The 20,733-nt window shown below is 70.5% G+C and carries 21 protein-coding genes; 16 read left to right on the forward strand and 5 right to left on the reverse strand.

Annotated features, from left to right (window positions below; translation table 11 throughout):
• Nucleotides 1-124 precede the first annotated feature (124 nt).
• Both AB0P41_RS01490 and AB0P41_RS01495 read left to right on the forward strand, forming a co-directional pair.
• Nucleotides 125-898, forward strand: a complete 774-nt coding sequence (locus AB0P41_RS01490) for an ABC transporter ATP-binding protein (protein WP_365929384.1) — start codon at nucleotides 125-127, stop codon at nucleotides 896-898.
• On the forward strand, nucleotides 883-2,727 hold the full coding sequence (locus tag AB0P41_RS01495) for a hypothetical protein (protein ID WP_365929386.1): 1,845 nt from the start codon (nucleotides 883-885) through the stop codon (nucleotides 2,725-2,727). Before AB0P41_RS01490 ends, AB0P41_RS01495 begins: the two co-directional genes overlap by 16 nt.
• A gap of 216 nt (nucleotides 2,728-2,943) precedes the next feature.
• Here AB0P41_RS01495 and AB0P41_RS01500 read toward each other — a convergent pair whose 3' ends face one another.
• Nucleotides 2,944-3,117, reverse strand: a complete 174-nt coding sequence (locus tag AB0P41_RS01500) for a hypothetical protein (RefSeq protein WP_365929388.1) — start codon at nucleotides 3,115-3,117, stop codon at nucleotides 2,944-2,946.
• Nucleotides 3,118-3,144: 27 nt separating this feature from the next.
• On the reverse strand, nucleotides 3,145-4,044 hold the full coding sequence (gene sigJ, locus AB0P41_RS01505) for an RNA polymerase sigma factor SigJ (protein WP_365929390.1): 900 nt from the start codon (nucleotides 4,042-4,044) through the stop codon (nucleotides 3,145-3,147).
• A gap of 100 nt (nucleotides 4,045-4,144) precedes the next feature.
• Here sigJ and AB0P41_RS01510 point away from each other — a divergent pair, with 100 nt between their 5' ends.
• A complete protein-coding gene (locus AB0P41_RS01510; protein ID WP_365929392.1) occupies nucleotides 4,145-4,507 on the forward strand; it encodes a hypothetical protein in 363 nt (120 codons plus the stop codon).
• 21 nt (nucleotides 4,508-4,528) lie between these two features.
• On the opposite strand, the gene AB0P41_RS01515 is transcribed toward AB0P41_RS01510, so the two are convergent.
• Nucleotides 4,529-5,107: a 1,4-alpha-glucan branching protein gene (locus tag AB0P41_RS01515; RefSeq protein WP_356707553.1), complete on the reverse strand. Its 579-nt coding sequence runs from the start codon at nucleotides 5,105-5,107 to the stop codon at nucleotides 4,529-4,531.
• 188 nt (nucleotides 5,108-5,295) lie between these two features.
• Here AB0P41_RS01515 and AB0P41_RS01520 point away from each other — a divergent pair, with 188 nt between their 5' ends.
• From AB0P41_RS01520 to AB0P41_RS01530, 3 genes are read left to right on the forward strand one after another with little or no spacing between them, the layout of a single operon-like run.
• Nucleotides 5,296-7,491, forward strand: a complete 2,196-nt coding sequence (locus tag AB0P41_RS01520) for an MMPL family transporter (RefSeq protein WP_365929394.1) — start codon at nucleotides 5,296-5,298, stop codon at nucleotides 7,489-7,491.
• Nucleotides 7,492-7,495: 4 nt separating this feature from the next.
• The gene (locus tag AB0P41_RS01525; RefSeq protein WP_365929395.1) at nucleotides 7,496-8,680 is read left to right on the forward strand and encodes a sensor histidine kinase; all 1,185 of its coding nucleotides are present in this window, start codon (nucleotides 7,496-7,498) and stop codon (nucleotides 8,678-8,680) included.
• 1 nt (nucleotide 8,681) lies between these two features.
• Nucleotides 8,682-9,332, forward strand: a complete 651-nt coding sequence (locus tag AB0P41_RS01530; RefSeq protein ID WP_356707556.1) for a response regulator transcription factor — start codon at nucleotides 8,682-8,684, stop codon at nucleotides 9,330-9,332.
• Nucleotides 9,333-9,334: 2 nt separating this feature from the next.
• Here AB0P41_RS01530 and AB0P41_RS01535 read toward each other — a convergent pair whose 3' ends face one another.
• Nucleotides 9,335-10,006 carry a pirin family protein gene (locus AB0P41_RS01535; protein ID WP_356707557.1) on the reverse strand — a complete coding sequence of 224 codons (672 nt, stop codon included), beginning with the start codon at nucleotides 10,004-10,006 and terminating at the stop codon, nucleotides 9,335-9,337.
• A 78-nt stretch (nucleotides 10,007-10,084) separates the two neighbouring features.
• Here AB0P41_RS01535 and AB0P41_RS01540 point away from each other — a divergent pair, with 78 nt between their 5' ends.
• The 9 genes from AB0P41_RS01540 (at nucleotide 10,085) to AB0P41_RS01580 (ending at nucleotide 18,736) form a co-directional block, all read left to right on the forward strand.
• A complete protein-coding gene (locus AB0P41_RS01540) occupies nucleotides 10,085-11,284 on the forward strand; it encodes a helix-turn-helix domain-containing protein (RefSeq protein ID WP_365929398.1) in 1,200 nt (399 codons plus the stop codon).
• A gap of 89 nt (nucleotides 11,285-11,373) precedes the next feature.
• The gene (locus AB0P41_RS01545; RefSeq protein WP_356707559.1) at nucleotides 11,374-12,288 is read left to right on the forward strand and encodes an ACP S-malonyltransferase; all 915 of its coding nucleotides are present in this window, start codon (nucleotides 11,374-11,376) and stop codon (nucleotides 12,286-12,288) included.
• 13 nt (nucleotides 12,289-12,301) lie between these two features.
• Nucleotides 12,302-13,333, forward strand: coding sequence for a ketoacyl-ACP synthase III (locus tag AB0P41_RS01550; protein ID WP_356707560.1), 1,032 nt, complete (start codon nucleotides 12,302-12,304; stop codon nucleotides 13,331-13,333).
• A gap of 63 nt (nucleotides 13,334-13,396) precedes the next feature.
• A complete protein-coding gene (locus AB0P41_RS01555) occupies nucleotides 13,397-13,645 on the forward strand; it encodes an acyl carrier protein (protein WP_028439857.1) in 249 nt (82 codons plus the stop codon).
• Nucleotides 13,646-13,724: 79 nt separating this feature from the next.
• Nucleotides 13,725-14,987: a beta-ketoacyl-ACP synthase II gene (gene fabF / locus AB0P41_RS01560; RefSeq protein WP_365929399.1), complete on the forward strand. Its 1,263-nt coding sequence runs from the start codon at nucleotides 13,725-13,727 to the stop codon at nucleotides 14,985-14,987.
• Nucleotides 14,988-15,264: 277 nt separating this feature from the next.
• Nucleotides 15,265-15,744 carry a hypothetical protein gene (locus tag AB0P41_RS01565; RefSeq protein WP_365929401.1) on the forward strand — a complete coding sequence of 160 codons (480 nt, stop codon included), beginning with the start codon at nucleotides 15,265-15,267 and terminating at the stop codon, nucleotides 15,742-15,744.
• Between the two features lie 70 nt (nucleotides 15,745-15,814).
• A complete protein-coding gene (locus tag AB0P41_RS01570) occupies nucleotides 15,815-17,245 on the forward strand; it encodes a hypothetical protein (protein WP_365929403.1) in 1,431 nt (476 codons plus the stop codon).
• 12 nt (nucleotides 17,246-17,257) lie between these two features.
• Nucleotides 17,258-17,869 (forward strand): hypothetical protein, encoded by a 612-nt coding sequence (locus AB0P41_RS01575; protein WP_365929404.1) that lies wholly within the window; start codon nucleotides 17,258-17,260, stop codon nucleotides 17,867-17,869.
• A 21-nt stretch (nucleotides 17,870-17,890) separates the two neighbouring features.
• Nucleotides 17,891-18,736, forward strand: a complete 846-nt coding sequence (locus AB0P41_RS01580; RefSeq protein ID WP_365929406.1) for a histidine kinase — start codon at nucleotides 17,891-17,893, stop codon at nucleotides 18,734-18,736.
• Nucleotides 18,737-18,976: 240 nt separating this feature from the next.
• Here AB0P41_RS01580 and AB0P41_RS01585 read toward each other — a convergent pair whose 3' ends face one another.
• Nucleotides 18,977-19,471: a DUF3145 domain-containing protein gene (locus AB0P41_RS01585; RefSeq protein WP_356707563.1), complete on the reverse strand. Its 495-nt coding sequence runs from the start codon at nucleotides 19,469-19,471 to the stop codon at nucleotides 18,977-18,979.
• 361 nt (nucleotides 19,472-19,832) lie between these two features.
• On the opposite strand from AB0P41_RS01585, the gene AB0P41_RS01590 reads away from it, so the two are divergent.
• Nucleotides 19,833-20,729 carry an SGNH/GDSL hydrolase family protein gene (locus tag AB0P41_RS01590; protein WP_365929408.1) on the forward strand — a complete coding sequence of 299 codons (897 nt, stop codon included), beginning with the start codon at nucleotides 19,833-19,835 and terminating at the stop codon, nucleotides 20,727-20,729.
• Nucleotides 20,730-20,733: the final 4 nt, after the last annotated feature.

Below are 20,733 nucleotides of genomic sequence, written 5' to 3' on the forward strand. Positions count from 1 at the left end.
GCTTGATCGACAGCAGGTTGAGGCCTCCGGGTGGGCCATGCGGTATCCGGCCCGGAACGCATACGGACAAAGAGACGAGTTTTTGACTGTGGGGATCGAGTCAGCCACAGGCGCCCCGCCGCCCGTGGAAAATGACCAGCAAGCGGCATTCGAGCTCATCGGGCTGCACAAGGAGTTCGGCGAGTACGCGGCGGTCAGGCACTGTCATCTCACGGTGGGGGCCGGTTCGTTCTACGGGTTGGTCGGGCCGAACGGCGCGGGGAAGACCACGGCGCTGTCCATAGCCGTCGGCCTGCTGCGTCCCGACGAGGGACAGGCCCGTGTCTTCGGCGTCGACGTCTGGGCGGAGCCGGAGCGCGCCAAGCAGCTCATGGGCGTACTCCCTGACGGTCTCGCGATGCCCGAGCAGCTGACCGGGCGGGAACTGCTCACCTACCTGGGCCGGCTCAGGGGGTTGGACAAGGAAACGGTCGGTGCGCGGGTGGACGAACTGCTCACCGTCCTGGAGCTGAACGGGGATGTCGAGCGAACGCTCGTCATCGACTACTCCACCGGCATGCGCAAGAAGATCGGCCTGGCCACCGCGCTGCTGCACGGTCCACGCCTGCTCGTCCTGGACGAGCCGTTCGAAGCCGTCGACCCTGTCTCCGCCGCGATGATCAAGCGCATACTCAAGCGGTTCGTGGCCTCGGGCGGATCGGTGCTGCTGTCCAGCCATGTGATGCCCCTCGTGGAGCAGCTCTGCGACACCGTGGCGGTCATGGACAGGGGACAGGTCGTGGCGGAAGGCCCGGTGGAGCGGGTGCGCGGGGGCAAGACACTGGAGGAGACTTTCGTCGAACTCGTCGGCCGTGACGCCGTGAACGGGGAGGAGGGGCTGTCGTGGCTGTCGCGCTGATCCAGATGAAGCTCGCCCTCATACGGCGAGACCTCACCGGGCCACGCTCCAGCTGGGTCTTCGGCGGCGCGCTGGCCGGTCTCGTCCTGGCGGCGGGCACCCTCACCATGGCGACGGTACGGGCCGAGGACCCAGGCACCGTACGGGACCTGCTGGCCGTCGTGTTCGCCATCTGGGCACTCGGCTGGATGCTCGGGCCCGCCTACTCAGGGCAGCCGGTGCTGCGCGCGGAGCAGTTCGCGCTCCAGCCGGTCCCACGCCGTCGGCTGGCACTCGGGCTGCTGGGCTCCGCGTTCGTCGCGGTGACCACCGTGGTCTCCCTGCTGGCGTTCTGTGCGCTGCCGGTGTTCGGGCTGCGGCTCGGCACGGTGTCCGCCCTGGTGGCCGTGCCTGGGATGCTGCTCCAGCTCGCCCTGGTCGTTCTGCTGTCCCGGCTGATGGGCAGGCTGTTCGGCGCGCTGGCCCGCTCGCGGACGGGCGCCACGGTCAGCGGGGTGCTCAGCGGTGCCATGCTGGTGGCCAGCTCCTCCGGCTGGATCGTGTTCATCGCGCTCGACTCCGTCCTGGCGACGGGCTTCTCCCGGGCCTTCTCCACGACCGTGCAGGCCCTGCCCTCAGGCTGGGCCGTTGTCGCCGTCGAGGCCGCCGGGCGCCGCGACTGGCTGCTGACGGCGCTGCCGCTGGCCGGTCTCGCCGGACTGGTGGGGCTTCTGTGGTTGGTCTGGAGCCGCTCGCTCGGCCCCGCCCGCTGGGCCAGGTCGACCGTGCGCGGCTCGACGGCCGACCGCGCGGAACCGCGCGGCTGGGCGGAGAAGAGCGATACGGGTGCGGTGTACGTCAAGGAGCTGCGGACCTGGACCCGGGATCCGCAACGGCTCCAGTCGCTGATCGCGCCTCCGGTCTTCGCGGTGCTGAGCTGCCTGGTGCCGCTGGCCTTCGGCTCGACGGCGTTCCTGCCGTTCCTCGGCGCGGTCACCGCCCTGATGGGCGCGGCGACCTCCGCCAACCTGTACGGCCAGGACGGCACCGCACTCTGGCTGACACTGCTCACACCGGGCAGCGAGCGGGCGGACGTGCGCGGCCGGCAACTGGCCTGGCTGGTCCTCTTCACGCCGATGGCCCTCGTGCTGACGGCCGTAGGCATCGCCCTGGCCGACCAGCCCGGACTGGCGCCCTGGGCGGCGACCGCGACGTTCGCCGTCCTTGGCGGCGGCGCGGGCCTGGTCCCGCTGACCGGACTTACCCGACTGGCCCCCGGCCCCGACCCGCGAGCCGTGAAGAACACGGCGACGGACCACTCCGACGCGGCCGCCCAGGCGTTCGTGACGCTCTTCCTGGCGCTGCTGACGGCTGCACCCGCTCTGGCCATGGTGGCGGCGGGGCACCTGCTGGGCAGCCCTTCGCTGCTGTGGGCCGGCGTGCCGGCGGGCGCCGCCACCGGCTTCGTGGCGTACCTGCTGCTCGGCCGCGTGGCGAGCGGGGTACTGGCCAGGCGCGGACCGGAACTGTTGGACCTGATGCGGACGGGCAAGGCACAGCAGGACAAGTCCGGCGGCTCGGAGACGTCGTTCGTCAAGGCGATGCCCAGGCACCGTCGGCAACTGCTGTGGACCAGTTTCTTCGTGGGCTGCATCGCGGTGTTCCCGCAGGCGCTGGTGCCCACGGTGATGAAGCTGTCGGGCGATGTCGCCCCCCTGTGGTTCCTGGCACTGCACCTGCGCACCGAGTGGCAGTGGCCGGTGATCTACGCCATGTTCGCCATCGGGGTGTTCGGCTTCGCGGTGGCCGGCCGGATCGTGCTCACCGAACTGCGCGCGGCACGCCGCTGACTCACGAACGGGGAAGGGGCGCAGCACGCGGCCGGGCCACGCGGTGGACCGTTCCTCCAGGGCTGCCTTGCCCTGTGCGGTCCGGATCGCGCGACATCAGTGGCTCGATCTGGTCCCACCTCGCGTCAGTACGCACCGACCGGACGGAAGCGCCCGGTAAACGCCGTGCGTGCCGGTCGGGCTGCGCTCGGGGCAGAGTCATATCCCCGCGTGAACCTAGCCGCTGCAGGTCCCGTTGACGATCTTCTTGCTGGACCACTCACCGGCGCACACCTTGAACTCCACGCTGTTGTACTCGGTGAGGTTCTTGTTCTTGTAGCGATACCAGTCCGCGCCGACGGTGTGCCAGTGGTGATGAAACCGCGAAGAATCAGTAAGTGACATGAGCATGGGCAGAACGTGGAGGGGGGGCAGAACTCAGTCTCCCCGCCCCCACGGCCGCAGCTTCTCCGGGTTGCGGACCACCCAGATCCGGGTGACACGGCCGTCGGTCACCTCGAACGAGGCCACGGTCATGACGGCGCCTCCACGCCGGGCCACGAGGCCCGGTGCTCCGTTGACCGACCGTTCGACGAGTTCGAGCCCCGGAGCCTTGTCGGCGACGGCGACCATGTACTGGGCGATGCGCGCACCGCCTTCGACCGGGCGCAGGACCGTGCCCACCATGCCCCCGCCGTCGGCCGTCATCACGGCGGCCGGGTCCAGAAGATCGACGAGGGCCGCGATGTTCTTGGTCTCCCACGCCTCCTTCACCTGCCGCACCGCGTCGGCCTGCCCCGACCCCGGCTCGGGTGTCCGCGCGTCACGCACCCGCCGCCGGGCGGAGGCCGCGAGCTGTTTGCAGGCCGCGGGGGTCCGGTCGAGGATGCCGGCGATCTCGGCGAAGGGGTACCGGAAGACGTCGTGCAGGACGAACGCCACCCGCTCGGCCGGGGTCATCGACTCCAGGACGACGAGGAAGGCCATCGTCACCGATTCGTCCAGGACCAGCTGGTCGGCCGGGTCGGCGCCGGGACCGTTGTCCCATTCGGCGAGGGTGGGCAGCGGGTCGGGCAGCCACGCCCCGACGTAGCGTTCACGCCGGGCGCGTGCCGAGCCGAGCACGTCCAGGCAGATGCGGCCGGTCACCGTCGTCAGCCAGGCCCCGGGTGACACGATCTCGTCCCGCCGGCTTCGCGGCAGCGCGTACCAGCGTGCGTAGGCCTCCTGCACCGCGTCCTCGGACTCGGCCAGCGAGCCGAGCAACCGGTAGGCGACGTTCATCAGTTGGCGCCGTTCACCGGCTGCCTCGTCGGCGTTCGTCCCCGCCGCCCCCATGGTCCCGGCCCCCTCGCCTTACCTTTCGCGGGCCCGCGTCGTCGGGCTGGTGAGACCTTACCGATCTACTGCCCTCGGGGCGGGAAAAGGGGACCGATCCATGACGACCCAGGCGACGGCACAGCACCGCTTCTCGTTTCTGCGGATCGCGATCACCCTGCAGACCCTGACCATCTTCCTCCAGGCGGTCTCCGCCGGACTGCTGCTGACCGCGTCCTACGGGGAGACGCTGCACAGCGTCGGGGCCCGCGTGATGTACGGGGCGTCGATGCTGTACGTGATCGCGGCGGTGCTCGCGTGGAGGCCGGGCGGCGGCTCGCCCCGGCCCGTGTGGCACGCGTCCGGCTTCCTGGTCCTCGCCTCGGTCCAGGTCGTGGTCGGCATCGCGCACATCCCCTCGGTCCATCTCCCGCTGGGCGTTCTGATGTTCGGGCTGAGCGTGCTGGCGCTGGCCCGGCGCTGACGTCCGGGCCCGCGCCGCCTCTCACGACTGCGCGACGGTCACGACCACACCCCGTACCGCCGTGCCGTCCGGCTGGGTCCATCCGGCGACGACGCCCGCGAGCGACGCCTGCTCGGCCTCCGCCGGCCGCAGGACACGGTTGACCCGGACGTCCTGCCCGTCGTCGGGGCCGGCTCCGTGCACGGTGACGGTCGGGTCGGGGGTGTCGCTCCGGGTCAGGTGCTGCGGCATCGCGTCACCGCGCAGGAGTGCGCGCGACTGCGCCGTCACGACCGGGTCGTGGACACCGTCGTAGACCCACCGGGTGCCGAGCACCCCGTGCTCGGCGGTGCCGATCAGCGCCTCGCCGGGGCCGTCCTCCAGTGGCTCACCCCGGTAGCTCAGCGGGACCATGTAGGCCACGGGCTCCGGTGCGGCGGTGTCCACCACGACCATGAACTCGATCCCGACCGCGCCGTCCGGGTCGTCCAACCGGAAACCACCGGCCCTGGCCAGCTCCGGCCCCCCGGTGCCGCCCACGTACCAGTCCTGCCTGGGCAGCCAGTCGGTGAGCAGCTCCAGCTTGGTGGGCGACATGGTGGTGGCGTGGATGACGGCCATGCGGGCTCTCCTTCAGCGTGCAAGACGAAGGTCGTTGGGAAGATGCGGACGGTCCAGCCCCCTGAATCGGGCCGATTCCTGTCCGTAAGTTCCCAGTGACGCCCGGCCCTTGTCCACCGGGTGGTGGACGGCGGAGTCGGTCGGGTGGTCGTTTCGGGAGTGGGGGGCCTCCGGCCAGGCTTTCCGGTATGAGACAACTACCTGTACGCATGGCCCGATGGAGCGCCCGGCACGCCGGGCGGGCGATCGCCGGCTGGTTCGCGTTCGTCGTCCTGTGCCTCGTGGCCGGCATCGCGGTGGGTACCAACGAGGCGACCACCGAGGACTTCTGGGTCGGTGAGGCCGGACGCGCCGAGGCGATGGCCACCGAGGGCGGCCTGGAGCGCTCCCCCACCGAGCGGATCATGATCCGGGCCCGTTCGGGTTCCCTGGACATGACCGCGGCCCGCGCGGCGGCCCAGGACGTGACCGCGCGGATGCGGGACCTGCCCGAGGTGGAGAGCGTGGCCGCTCCCGTCAGCTCGCGGGACGGGGAAGTCCTGCTGGTCTCGGTGGTCCTGAACGGACCCGAACTGGAGGGGAAGAAGAACGTCGTACCGCTCCTGGAGCAGACGGCGGCGGTCGGCGCGGACCACCCGGACCTGGTGGTGGAGGAGACCGGGTCCCCGGCCATCAGCAAGGGCGTCAACGACCAGCGCGGTGAGGACCTGGCGCTCTCCGAGCGCATCAGCCTGCCCGTCACCGTCGTCACCCTGCTGCTCGTGTTCGGCTCGGTGATCATGGCGGGTGTGCCGTTGCTGCTGGCGCTCTCCTCGATCGCCGCGGCGATCGGGCTGTCCATGGTCGCGTCGCACGTCATGCCCGACTCCGGGGTCGGCATGAACCTCATCCTGCTCATCGGCCTGGCGGTGGGCGTCGACTACACGCTCTTCTACCTGAAGCGTGAGCGTGAGGAACGGGCCCGCGCGGGCGGGCTGCTGAGCTCCGAGGCGCTGGTGGAGCTGGCGGCGGCGACAGCGGGCCGGGCCATCGTGGTGTCGGGTCTCGCCGTGATCGGCTCCACGGCCACCCTGTACCTGGCCACGGACGTCATCTTCTCGTCGCTGGCGACCGGGACCATCCTCGTCGTGGCCGTCGCCGTGGCCAGCTCGCTCACCGTGCTCCCCGCGCTGCTGGTGAAGATCGGCCACCGCACCGAACGCCGCGCCGCCCGCCGGGCGAGGTGCGGCAAGCCGGGCCGGGCCGGTAAGCCGGAGACCGGACGGGTGTTCGGCGCCCTGCTGCGCCCCGCCCGGACCCGGCCCGCCCTCACCCTGTGCCTGTCGGTCCTCGTCATGCTCGGCCTGGCGGCTCCCGCGCTCGGTCTGAAGCTCGTCGATCCGGGCAAGGACACCTTCTCCCGCGACATCCCGGCCATGCAGGTCTACGACCGGCTGACCAGGAGCTTCCCGGAGCTCTTCGTCACCCACGAGGTCGTCACCCGCTCGGCCCCGGAGCGGGCCACGGAGGTGAAGCGGGCGCTGGCGGACCTCGGCCGGCGCGCCCAGGCCGATCCGCTGTTCGCCAGGAGGACCGAACCGACGGTACGTACGTCCGCCGACGGCCGGATCAGCGTGCTGGAACTCTCGGTCCCCCACCCCGCGCCCTCCGCCGAGGCGATCGAGTCGCTCGAACACCTCCGTCAGGACCACATCCCCGCGACCGTCGGCCGGCTCTCAGGCGTGGAGACGGGGGTGAGCGGCGACGTGGCACGCGGCCAGGACTACGTGGCACACGAGAGCGGCAAGCTGCCGCTGATCCTCGGGTTCCTGCTGCTGATGACCTTCCTGATGACCGTGTGGGCGTTCCGCTCGGTGGTGATCGGCGCCATCGGCGTCGTGCTCAACATGCTGTCCGCCGGTGCCTCGCTCGGCATGCTCGTCCTGGTCTTCCAGGGGACGTGGGCGGAGGGCCTGCTGGCCTTCGACTCCCTCGGGGCGATCGCGTCGAGGGTGCCGCTGTTCCTCGTGGTGATCCTCTTCGGCCTGTCGATGGACTACCAGGTGTTCGTGGTCAGCCGGATCCAGGAGGCCAGGCAGAACGGCATGTCCGCCCGTGAAGCGGTGCTGGAGGGCATCAACCGGTCGGCCAAGGTGGTGACCAGCGCGGCGATCGTGATGGTGACCGTGTTCGGCGCGTTCGTGGCCCTGCACCTCACCGAGATGAAGCAGATGGGCTTCTGCCTGGCCGTGGCCGTGCTGCTGGACGCCGTGGTCATCCGGCTCATGGTCCTGCCGTCGGTGCTGCTGCTCCTCGGTGAACGCGCCTGGTGGCCGTCCCGCTCCGGTCGGCGGGGCGAGCGGGCCGAGGTCCCTGCCGCCGGGCTGCCCGCGGAAGTAGGCTGACGCGGTGAAGCAACGGCCGCAGCCCGACAGCGAGTTGACCGTACCGTCGCTGCACCGGTGGAACGCCGTGTTCTGGGTGCTGCTGGGCGTGGTCCCGCCGGCCATCGCGGTCGCCAACGCGCCCGGCACGACGAGGTGTCCGGTGCTGGCGCTGCTGGCCGTGCTCGCCCTGTCGTACGGCGCGGTGGGGCTGTTCCCCGGCAGCCCCGTCCTGCGTCCCCGCCCTTACCTGTACGTGCTCGTCGTGGGCCTGGGCGCGATGTCGTACCTGCTGGACGGCAGCGCGGCGCTCTTCGTGGTGACGCTGCCGCACTTCTGGATCTACACCGTGAGCGCGCGGGCCGCGATCGCCCTCAGCGGGATCGCCGCGGCGGGGGTCGTGGCCGGCAACGTCGTACGCCAGGGCTGGGACGGGGAGTTCTTCACCGGCAACGTGATCTTCACGGTCATCGGCTACGCGGCCGGCGTGCTGATCGGGCTGGGCGTACGCCGCCTCACCGAGGACGCCGACGCGCGGGCCGCCCGGCTGAGGGCCGAACTGGAGGACACCCGGCTCCGGCTGGTCGAGGCGCACCGGCGCCAGGGGGCGGCGGACGAGCGGGAACGTCTCGCGCGGGAGATCCACGACACGCTCGCCCAGGGCTTCGCGTCCATCATCGTGCTCGCGGAGGCCGCCAGGTCCGGCCTGGAGACCGACCCGGGCCGGAGCGGGAAGCAACTGCTCGCGATCGAGAACACCGCCCGCGAGAACCTCGCCGAGGCACGCGTCCTCGTCGGTTCCGCCCCGCGCGGCGTTGTCGCCGCCGGCTCGGTGGCGGACACCCTGCGGCGGACCCTGGACCGCTTCACCGAGGACACCGGGATCGGCGTCGCCTCCGAACTGCCGGACGTCGACTGCGACCAGCAGACCCGGATCGCCCTCCTGCGCTGCACCCAGGAGTCGCTCGCCAACATCCGCAAGCACGCGGCGGCCTCCGCCGTGGAGGTGGTCCTCACCCAGCAGCCGTACGGGGTGGAGCTGGAGATCACCGACGACGGCCGCGGCTTCGTGGCCGAGGACTCCCGCGGCTTCGGGCTGCACGGCATGCGCAAGCGGCTGGCCGAGCTCGGCGGTGAGCTCACCGTCACCAGCTCGGTCGGCGACGGCACGCGCGTCCTGGCCATGATTCCCACCGACGGACAGGACTGAGATGACACAAGGGACGGCGGGGAAGAGGGTCCGGATCATCGTGGCGGACGACCACACGGTGATGCGCGCCGGGGTCGTGGCCCTGCTGGCCGACGAGCCCACCATCGAGATCGTCGGCGAGGCGGAGGACGGCCGGGCGGCCGTCGGGCTCGTCGAACGGATGGAGCCCGACGTGGCGCTGATGGACCTGCGGATGCCCGTCCTCGACGGGACGAGCGCCACCGAGGAGATCGTCGCCGGCGCCGCCCGGACCCGGGTGCTGATCCTGACCACGTACGACACCGACGCGGAGATCGAGCGCGCCGTCGAGGCCGGTGCCGTCGGCTACCTGCTGAAGGACGCCACCCGGGAGCAGCTGGTGGACGCGGTCCACTCCGCGTCCCGGGGCGAGACGGTGCTGGCTCCGCGTGTCGCGGCGCGGCTGGTGGCCCGGATGCGGATGCCGGCCCCGGTGGCGCTGACGAGACGGGAGGTCGATGTGCTGGGAGCGGTGGCGGACGGGCTCTCCAACGTGGAGATCGGCCGCCGGCTGGTCATCACGGAGGCGACGGTGAAGACGCATCTGCTGCGGGTCTTCGCCAAGCTCGACGTCGGCGACCGTACGCACGCGGTGGTCAAGGCGCTGGAACTGGGGCTGCTGGCGCGGCCGTGACCTCACACCTCGGCGAGCTCCCAGAGCAGTGCCTCGGCGGGTTCCAGCGCCTCCAGCTCCAGCCCCCGGGACGCCGTGATCCGGGCCGAGTCGCCCGGTCCGAGCTCCTCGCCCGCGAGGAGCACACGGCCCCGTACGACGTGGACGTAGACGCCCGCCGCGTCGGGCACGGCGGTCCGCTCGCCCTCGGACTGCCGTCGCACATGGAGCATGGCGCCCGCCTCGGGGAGGGCGTAGGGGGTGGAGTCGGCGATCCCGGCGACGTGCGTGTAGGAGGGCTCGCCGCCGGCCCGCAGCGGGGCCAGCCACATCTGGATGAACGTCAGCGGGTGTTCGCCGTCGTTGCGCTCGACATGCCGCACCCCGGCGGCCGAGCTGAGGTGCTGGACGTCCCCGGGCCGTACGACGGTGGCGTGCGAGGCCGAGTCGCGGTGGGTCAGTTCGCCCTCCACCACCCAGGTGACGATCTCGGTGTGGCTGTGCGGGTGCTCGTCGAAGCCGGCGCCCGGGGCGAGACGCTCCTCGTTGCAGGCCAGGACCGGCCCGAAGCGCAGGTTGTCCGGGTCGTAGAACCGCCCGAAGGAGAAGGCGTGCAGCGTCTCGATGCCCGCGGAGTCGCCCGTGGCCGGGTCCCCGCCGCGGAACCGGTCCCCGGAGCGGCGTACGTACATCACGCCACCAAGGTAGCCCCGCCGGCCGGTCTTCCGCCCCGCCCCTCCGGGCACCTGTCCCGATAAGGCAGTCTTGTGTGCGTGCCCCGACCCGATCCTGAGCAGCCCGCCTCGCATGACCCCCATCTCCACGCCGCGACCCTGAAACGCCTGGAGCAGTCCTCCGGCCGGCTGGCCGCGAACGCCATCGCCCGCATGGACGAGACGCTGCCGTGGTACCGGGCGATGCCACCGGAGAACCGGTCCTGGATCGGCCTGGTCGCCCAGGCCGGTATCGCCGCGTTCACCGAGTGGTTCCGGCATCCGGAGACGCCTCAGGCGATCTCGACCGATGTGTTCGGCACGGCTCCGCGCGAGCTGACGCGGGCGATCACCCTGCGGCAGACCGTGGAGATGGTGCGTACGACGATCGAGGTCATGGAGACCGCGATCGAGGAGGTCGCGGCGCCCGGCGACGAGTCGGTGCTCCGTGAGGCGCTGCTCGTCTACGCCCGCGAGATCGCCTTCGCGACCGCGCAGGTCTACGCGCAGGCCGCCGAGGCCCGCGGCGCGTGGGACGCCCGCCTGGAGTCGCTCGTGGTGAACGCGGTGCTGTCCGGCGAGGCGGACGAGGGTGCCGTGTCCCGGGCCGCCGCGCTCGGCTGGAACTCCCCCGAGCATGTGTGTGTGGTCCTCGGCACCGCCCCCGAGGGCGACAGCGAGCTCACCGTGGAGGCGATCCGGCGGGCGGCCAGGCACGCGAAGCTCCAGGTCCTGACCGGGGTCCTCGGGCACCGTCTGGTGGTGATTGCCGGGGGCAGCGACAACCCGCTGAACGTCGCGAAGTCGCTGATCGGGCCGTATGCGGCCGGTCCCGTCGTCGCCGGCCCCGTGGTCCCCGACCTCCTCGCGGCCACCCGGTCCGCGCAGGCCGCGGCCGCCGGTCTCAAAGCCTGCTCGGCGTGGCAGGACGCTCCGAGGCCCGTCCTGTCGGACGATCTCCTTCCTGAGCGTGCGATGGCGGGAGACCCCGCCGCGCGCGATCAGCTGGTGGAGGAGATCTACAGACCGCTCGAAGAAGCGGGTTCGGCACTTCTGGAGACGCTGAGTGTGTATCTGGAGCAGGCGAGCAGTCTGGAGGGCGCGGCACGGATGCTGTTCGTGCACCCCAATACCGTGCGCTACCGGCTGCGACGTGTGACCGACGTCACCGGCTGGTCGCCCTCCGACGTCCGTTCCGCGTTCACGCTGCGGATCGCCCTCATCCTGGGGCGCTTGGCCGCCGGGGACGCCCAGTCCTAGACTTTTGTCGAACTTCAACAATTCCCCTGACGGTTCTTCGTCCCTGTCCCCACGGGCCTCCGGGGCCGTCCACAAGAGAGAGTGTGAGGGTGCTCGTACTCGTCGCTCCCGGCCAAGGCGCTCAGACGCCCGGCTTCCTGACTCCCTGGCTCGATCTCCCCGGTGCCGCCGACCGCATCGCGGGATGGTCCGACGCCATCGGGCTCGACCTTGCCCACTACGGCACGAAGGCCGACGCGGACGAGATCCGCGACACGGCGGTGGCCCAGCCGCTGCTGGTCGCCGCGGGTCTCCTCTCCGCGGCCGCCCTGGACGCCTCCCCCGGTGTCGTCGCCGGACACAGCGTCGGTGAGATCACCGCCGCCGCGCTGGCCGGTGTCATCGACGACGAGGCGGCGCTCCGTTTCGTACGCACCCGGGGTCTCGGCATGGCCGAGGCCGCCGCGGTGACCGAGACCGGCATGGCCGCGCTCCTCGGCGGGGACCCGGACGTCACGGTCCCGCATCTGGAGAAGCTGGGGCTCACCCCGGCCAACGTCAACGGCGGCGGGCAGATCGTGGCCGCCGGCACCGCGGCTCAGATCGCCGCGCTGGCCGAGGACAAGCCCGAGGGCGTACGCCGCGTGGTGCCGCTCAAGGTCGCCGGCGCGTTCCACACGCACCACATGGCTCCGGCCGTGGAGAAGCTGCGTGAGGCCGCCACCGCCCTGACGGTCACCGACCCGAAGATCACGTACGTGTCGAACGCCGACGGGAAGACGGTCGCCACCGGCGACGAGGTCATCTCGCGGCTCGTCGGCCAGGTCGCCAACCCGGTCCGCTGGGACCTGTGCATGGAGACCTTCGCCGAGCTCGGTGTCACCGCCCTCATCGAGGCGGCGCCCGGTGGGACCCTGGTCGGGCTCGCCAAGCGCGCGCTGCCCGGTGTGCGGACCCTCGCGCTCAAGACCCCCGACGACCTCGACGCGGCCCGCGCGCTCATCTCCGAGCACGCAGGCGCCTAAGGAGCCCGAGAGCATGTCGAAGATCAAGCCCAGCAAGGGCGCCCCGTACGCACGGATCATGGGTGTGGGCGGCTACCGTCCGACCCGTGTCGTGCCCAACGAGGTGATCCTCGAGACGATCGACTCGTCCGACGAGTGGATCCGCTCCCGCTCCGGTATCGCCACCCGCCACTGGGCCTCCGACGAGGAGACCGTGTCGATGATGTCCGTGGAGGCGTCCGGCAAGGCGATCGCGGACGCCGGTATCGATCCCGGGCAGATCGGCGGAGTCATCGTCTCCACCGTCTCGCACTTCAAGCAGACCCCCGCCGTCGCGACCGACATCGCGCACAGGATCGGTGCGGGCAAGCCCGCCGCCTTCGACATCTCGGCCGGCTGCGCGGGCTTCGGCTACGGCCTCACGCTCGCCAAGGGCATGATCGTCGAGGGCTCGGCAGAGTACGTACTTGTCATCGGCGTCGAGCGGCTCAGCGACCTCACCGACCTGGAGGACCGCGCGACGGCCTTCCTGTTCGGCGACGGCGCGGGCGCGGTCGTGGTCGGCCCGTCCCAGGAGCCGGCCATCGGCCCCACCGTCTGGGGCTCCGAGGGCGACAAGTCCGAGACGATCAAGCAGACCGTGGCGTGGAACGACTTCCACATCGGCGACGTCTCGAACCTGCCGCTCAACGAGCGGGGCGAGGTCAAGTTCCCGGCCATCACGCAGGAGGGCCAGGCGGTCTTCCGCTGGGCCGTCTTCGAGATGGCGAAGGTCGCCCAGCAGGCGCTGGAAGCGGCCGGGATCTCCCCGGAGGACCTGGATGTCTTCATTCCGCACCAGGCAAACATGCGGATCATCGACTCGATGGTGAAGACGCTCAAGCTGCCGGAGCACGTCACGGTCGCCCGTGACGTGGAAACCACCGGCAACACGTCGGCCGCCTCGATTCCGCTCGCGATGGAGCGGCTTCTGGCGACCGGTCAGGCCAAGAGCGGCGACACGGCGCTCATCATCGGCTTCGGGGCGGGTCTCGTCTACGCCGCGACGGTCGTTACCCTCCCCTAGGCACACCGGACCTTTCGGTCCGCTCGCCCGAACCCTGCAGAAACATATCGAAGGAGCGCCAACATGGCCGCCACTCAGGAAGAGATCGTCACCGGTCTCGCCGAGATCGTCAACGAGATCGCCGGTATCCCGGTCGAGGACGTCCAGCTGGACAAGTCCTTCACCGACGACCTGGACGTCGACTCGCTGTCCATGGTCGAGGTCGTCGTCGCCGCCGAAGAGCGCTTCGACGTCAAGATCCCCGACGAGGACGTCAAGAACCTCAAGACGGTCGGCGACGCCGCCGAGTACATCCTGAAGCACCAGGGCTGATCCCAGCCCGTCCCGTGTGTCGCCACCCGGCGGTGGCGCCGCTGATTCACGACCCTCTACACGTGGAGAAGATTTTCCAGTGAGCCCGACCAATCGCACTGTGGTCGTCACCGGTATCGGCGCAACCACTCCGCTGGGTGGCGACTCCGCATCGACCTGGGAAGGTCTGATGGCCGGCCGTTCCGGCGTCAAGCCTCTCGAGGGCGAACGTTTCGCCGAACTGCCCGTCCGGATCGCCGCCCTCGCGGCCGTCGATCCCGGCGAGGTACTGCCCCGACCGCTCGCCCGCAAGCTGGACCGCTCGGCGCAGTTCGCGCTGATCGCCGCCCGCGAGGCGTGGGCGGACGCCGGCTTCACCGGCAAGGCCGGTGAGGACGAGAAGATCCAGCCCGAGCGTCTGGGTTCGGTCGTCGCCTCCGGTATCGGTGGCGTGATCACCCTGCTCGACCAGTACGACGTGCTGAAGGAGAAGGGCGTACGCCGCGTCTCCCCGCACACCGTTCCCATGCTCATGCCCAACGGCCCGGCCGCCAACGTCGGCCTGGAGGTCAACGCCCAGGCGGGTGTCCACACCCCGGTCTCCGCCTGCGCGTCGGGCGCCGAGGCCATCGGGTACGCCGTCGAGATGATCCGCACCGGCCGTGCCGATGTGGTCGTCGCCGGTGGTACCGAGGCGGCCATCCACCCGCTGCCGATCGCGGCCTTCGCCAACATGATGGCGATGTCCAAGAGCAACGACGAGCCCGAGAAGGCCTCGCGTCCGTACGACACGGGGCGTGACGGCTTCGTCCTCGGTGAGGGCGCCGGCGTCGTGATCCTGGAGTCCGCGGAGCACGCTGCCGCGCGTGGCGCCAAGGTCTACTGCGAGGTGCTCGGCCAGGGTCTGTCCGCGGACGCCCACCACATCGCGCAGCCCGAGCCCACCGGGCGCGGGATCGCCGCCGCGATGCAGAACCTGCTGGACTCCACGGATCTCAAGCCGTCGGAGGTCGTCCACCTCAACGCGCACGCCACGTCCACGCCGCAGGGTGACGTCGCGGAGATCAAGGCGCTGCGTGCGGTACTGGGCGACGACCTGGACCACGTCGCGATCTCCGCCACGAAGTCCATGACGGGTCACCTGCTGGGTGGCGCGGGCGGCATCGAGACCGTGGCGACGGTCCTGGCGCTGCACCACCGGATGGCCCCGCCCACGATCAACGTCGACGACCTCGACGAGGCGGTCGACGCGGACGTCGTACGCGGTGAGCCGCGCGCGCTGCCGGAGGGGTCGATCGCCGCGATCAACAACTCGTTCGGTTTCGGCGGCCACAACGTGGTGCTGGCCTTCCGCTCGGTCTGACCGGCTGATCCCGCCGCGAGGCCCGCTTCCCCCTGCTGGGGGGAGGCGGGCCTCGCGCATGTGTGCGGGCCGGTGGGGCGGGCTGCCGCCAGGGAGAACCGGACGGCTGCCGGCTCCCCGGAGCCCCGCCTCTTTTCCCCTAATTCCATTCATATCCGTAATTCCGCTGATATCGGAATGCGCATAGCAGCGGGAACCGGGGGAACTTCGCGCGTCATCGGTTCCGATGCCTCAGGAGTCATCGCCAGGGCTCACCTGTAGAATGTGACGCAAATTCGTGGTCATCGGCATCGGGGGTCGATACGGAATGGGCTTCGACGAGGAATGGGCCGCGCTGCGGACCGCAGCGGCCGAACGGGCCTCCACGGGCATGCGGTTGAACGGCCTCCCCGAGGAGGGTCCGGCTCCGGGGTACGGCCCTGGCGGTACGTCGTCACTCGCGTCGACCGCGTCCGAGAAGAACGCCGCCGCCGGGGTCATCGAGAACGAGCTGCTGAAGAGCACGAAGAAGGCGGGTGACCACGCGGACGAGTCCAACACCGCCGCGATCACCGCTTTCGGCGGGTGGGCGACCGCGACCGCCCTGAAAAAGGTGCAGACCACCTGGGACGGGCAGGTCAAGACGCTCCTCGGCCGACTGAGTCGCGAGCGTGACGGTCTCAGGAACACAGCCACCACCCTGAAGAGCGTCGATATCAACCGTCGGGACGGGATCGACGGCATCAGGCTGCCCTCGGCGATGGACGGTTACCAGTGAACACCCATCACCCGTCGCGCCATTTCGAGATGTTCCAAACGGACCGGGCATGCTGACCTACGGCGAAGTCATGACGACCGATTTCGCAAAGCTCTCGGCCGCGGCCGACAAGTGGAAGTCGATGGCGGAGGAATTCGCCAAGGTCGAGAAGCGATACCGTGACAGCGTCCAGAAAGTCACACTCGGTGACTCCTGGCGTGGAGAAAGCGCGGACGCAGCCTTCCTGAATTTCGCGGCGACCCGGTATGAGTACCAGGCCGCCCAGACACAGGCCAAGGCGACCGCGACGCTCCTGTTGAACGCGTACACGCAGTTCGTTGAACTGAAAGACCGTCTGGAGAAGGCCCGGGCCGATGCCGTCAAGGCCGGTATGCGGGTTTCCGAGCAGGGCAATGTGGCCTTCGACTACGAGCGTGCCACCGAGAGCGAGCGCGACGCCCTCCGTCACGATCCGGACTACGCCAAGAGTGTCCGGGACAGCGAGCAGTCGTGGGCCGAGTACATCAAGTCCTGTGTGAAGCTCGTCAACGAGGCCGACAAGGACTTCCAGAAGGACCTCGAAGCCGTGGTCAAGGACGCCGGCGGCGGCAAGAACGACGGCACAACGGGCGGCTTCAACGGCAACGCCGACAAGATCGCGACGGCTGACGACCAGCAGAAGCAGGACCGCATGCAGCTCGCTTCGCTGGCCATGCGCGACGGCGAGACGCTCGACGACTACATCCAGCGCCTCCAGAAGGACGGCGTCGAGAAGATCACGGGCAGCAAGCGGCTCGCGGAGCTCTTCGCCGCCGTCCAGAAGGGCACGATCACCGCTTCCGCGTTCGCCGCGGCCGTCGGCGGCAGTGCGGGCGGCGCGTTCAAGCTGTTCAAGTACCTCAAGCAGGGCAAGGACGTCACCGCGCCCGGCACCTTCCTCTCCACCTTCATCAACAACCGCATGGCCGGAGCCGTGCCCGGAAGCCTGTTGAGCAAGGTGCCGCCCGGCATGGTCACCGCCCTCACCGGGTCCGACGAGGCCGCGATGTTCGGCGGCTTCATGCGCAACGGCTCCTTCTTCATGCCGAGCGCGGCGGAGGCCAACCTCGCCAAAGTGGCGCAGAACGGCGGTCTCGCGAACGCCGCGAAGGCCGCAGGTTGGATCCGGGGCGCGGGTGTCGTCGGCGGTGTCGCGGCCACCGCCTACGGGGTGGCGAACCTGGCCACGTACGACACGGACATGATCAAGGCTGATCCCGCGAAGTTCGCCAGCGATCTCAGCGGCACGGCGTTCAGCGCTTCGATGACCGCGCTGACCGTGGCACCGAACCCGGTCACGGCCGGTCTGGCGGTCGGCACCGGCCTCGTGTACGCGGGCTGTCTGGTCTGGGACAACCACGAGGCCATCGGTGACGGGATCGAGAAGGCCGGGGAATGGGTGGGCGACAAGGCCTCGGACGTCGGGGACGGGATCGCCGACGGCGCGAAGAAGCTAGGTAGCGCCCTCAACCCGTTCGACTAGCGAGGGAAAGATATGCACACGACGATCAGCCCATTCACACTGGCCCAGTGGTCGGAGAAACAGCCGGTCGGGCGCAAGAAGTTCGGCTGGCGGGGTACGTCCCCCGATTTCGGCGATATCCAGGTGGTGTACCCGGCGGGCAGGGACGTGCCCAACGCGATGACCACAGAGGTGCGCGGCGGCCTGATCCCCACGGCCGTCTTCGAGATCCGCGGTGCACACGCGGAGGTCGTCTCGATGCCGACCCTCAACCGTTCGACGCTCCGCGTCGGGGACGGACTCGTGCGGATGAGCCGAAGCCAGTGGGCGCCCACACACGAGGGCCGGGCCCTCCGCATGACGTACCTGGGCGACACGTACAGGCTCAAGGCGATCAACCGCCGGGCGTATGCGCTGTCCAGGCAAGCCGACGCCGAGGACCCCGGTTGTTCCGTCACCGTCCACCAGGGGGGCATGGGGAGCGGCCGGAGGATGACCGTGCAGGCGGCGGGCCGGGTCCTGCCCGCCGACATCACACTCGCGGTCCTCTTCACCGGGGTCGACCGGTCCGTGCTGACGCGGCGGGGAGCGGTCCGGGCGGGCTTCTCGCGAATCTTCAACTTCTGGGCCGAGGCCCAGGCCTGAGCCACTACCGAGTGAGTGAGTATGCCTTCGTTCGACATTTCACGGTCCCGCTTCAGGCTGGCCGACGGGCATGTGATCGTGCTCTCCGAGCTGGCGGCGGGGAACCCGTCACCGGACGAGTTCACAGAGGCCCGTGAGCAGTTGCTGGACTGCGGCCTCATCAACAGCGAGGGCAGGCTCTCGCCCTTGCTGCTGCCGCTGATGAAGACGGTCCTCGCGCCGGGGGTAATCATCACGCTGGAGGCGGCCGGCCGGCAGGGCAAGCTGCACCACGGCATGTTCATCGGTGACGAGCACGTTGTCGTGCACGAGGCGTGGCCGGGCTCGGCCGAGGCGGAGTACTCCTGCGTCGAGCCGAAGATGCTGGTGTGGAAGCTCGCCGAGATGGTGAACCTCCAGCAGTCCTCGGTGGTCCGTGAGGCGGCCGTCCCCGTCGTCGAGACGACCATCCGCGCCGTCGAGGCGGGGCTCTCGGTCCTGGAGGGGCAGCGGCCCGTCCGGTCCGCCGTCGAGGAGCGCGAGGCGGTCCACCGTGCCCTGGCGGCGAGCGGCGGCCCTGGTGAGCCGTCACTGACGCTCCTCACCGACCTGATCTCCGAGCTGCGTTCGAGCTGGCGGCTGACCTCTGCCTGGCAGGCCCGTGCCGAGGGCGGGGAGGGGACGGAGGCCCGCGGCTTCGCCGTATGGGACTGCGGCCCCCTCGGCTACTGGCTGCGAGAGCTGCCCACCGAACCGGTGCCCGAGGCGCGGGTCACCCCGAGCTCTTCGTTCAGGCTCGTCCGCGTGGACGCCCGGGCGGTCTGGACACGGATCACGACGCTCCTGCCCGACACGAACGAGCTCCGGAATGCCGCCGGACGGCGGTGAGCCGCCTACAGAGCGTGTCTCTTTGACGGACTGATCAGGCGACTTGCCCGACGAGCTCGGGTCCTTTCAAACCGCGCACAAACGCCTGATCAGGGAAAGTCCGCCCGGGGCTCCCCGCCCCGGGCGCGCCGGAGTGAGGGGCTCGTGGATCGCATGGCGGTCACTAGGGCCTCCCGGCGAAGGCGGACAAACGTTTCCGCACTCTCTGCCCCGAGGGGCCAGGGCCGGGGCTGCGCCCCGCTACACCACCTGGTGCAGCCAGCGCACCGGCGCGCCCTCGCCGGCGTGGCGGAAGGACTCCAGTTCGTCGTCCCACGGCTTGCCGAGGAGCTTGGCGACCTCGGCCTCCAGGTCCGTCTCGCCGTTCAGGGAGCGCGCCAGGGCCGCCCGCAGCCGGTCCTCCGGGACCAGGATGTCGCCGTGCATGCCGGTCACGGCGTGGAAGATGCCGAGACCCGGCGTGGAGCTGTAGCGCTCGCCCTCCGCCGTGGGGCACGGCTCCGCCGTCACCTCGAAGCGCAGCAGGTCCCAGCCGCGGAGGGCCGAGGCCAACTCCGACGCCGTGCCCGCCCGGCCCTTCCAGGAGAATTCGGACCGCCAGGTGTTGGGGGCGGCCGGCTGTCTGGTCCAGTCCAGCTGGACCCTCCCACCGAGTACGCCCGCCACCGCCCATTCGACGTGCGGGCACAGCGCGCGCGGTGCGGAGTGAACGTAAAGGACTCCACGTGTCGTCACCGGGACCTCCAGTGTGGGACGAGGTTCGCCTTCACCAGCGGCCTCGCGCCCGTACCGTCTCTTCCCGGCCGGTCCCCGAGGTTGTCATCAGTAAACAGCATCGGGAGTGAATCTCCAGAAAAGGGACAGTATGTGACGTGAGATAACTTACCGGACCCGCCGATTCGTCCGCGGGCCGGTCGGGCGCCACTGGTTCGACGGGGAAAAGCTACCGTGCGCCGGAGTCGGGTGTGTGACGTACCGTCGGTCCCGGGCCCATGATTCGCTCCGCATTCACCCGCGAGGGCGCGAGGGCCCCCACCTGGGGCTGCCCGGGTGTGCCAGGGGCACAATCACCCGTGTGACCGAAGGGACAGCAGGGATGCCTGAGCGTTCGCCACGCCGCCGTGGCCGCGGCGCCGCGGCCACTCTGGCGGCGGTCGCGCTCGTCGGTGCGGCCGCCCTCACGGGCTGCTCCTCCGACGGGGGCACGGAGGCACCGGGCGCCCGGAGCCCCTCGCCGACGCCGGCGTGGGACGCGAGCCCCGCCTCCGTCGCGGCCGTCGGGGATTCCATCACCCGGGGCTTCGACGCCTGCTCGGTGCTGGCCGACTGTCCCGAGGTGTCCTGGGCGACCGGGACCGACAGCGGGGTGCGCAGCCTCGCCGTACGTCTCCTCGGGGCGTCGAAGGCGGCCTCGCACAGCTGGAACCACGCGGTGTCGGGTGCCAGGATCGCGCAGCTGCGGGAGCAGATGGCCCTGGCGGCGAAGGAGAAGCCGGGGCTGGTCACGGTGATGATCGGCGCGAACGACGCCTGCCGGGACTCGGTGCGGCTGATGACCCCGGTGGCCGACTTCCGGGCCTCCTTCGAGGCGTCGATGCGGCAGTTGCGGGCCTCGGCCCCGAAGTCGCAGGTGTACGTGTCGAGCGTGCCGGATCTCAAGCGGCTCTGGTCCACCGGGCGGGAGAACCCGCTGGGCAAGCAGATCTGGAAGCTGGGCATCTGCCGGTCGATGCTGGGCGACGCGGACGACATGGGGGCGGCGGCCGTCGCGCGGCGCGACGCGGTGCTGGAGCGGGTCGTCGCGTACAACGACGCGCTGCGGGACGTCTGCGCGCGGGACGAGCTCTGCCGTTACGACGGCGGCGCGGTCTTCGACTACCGCTTCACCGGTGCGCAGCTCAGCGAGTGGGACTGGTTCCACCCGGGCCGCGACGGCCAGGCGAGACTGGCAGAAATCGCTTACCGCGAGGTCACGGCGGCCGGTCGGCCTTAAGGTT

It is taken from the genome of Streptomyces sp. NPDC079167, assembly GCF_040686735.1.
Lineage (GTDB): Bacteria > Actinomycetota > Actinomycetes > Streptomycetales > Streptomycetaceae > Streptomyces.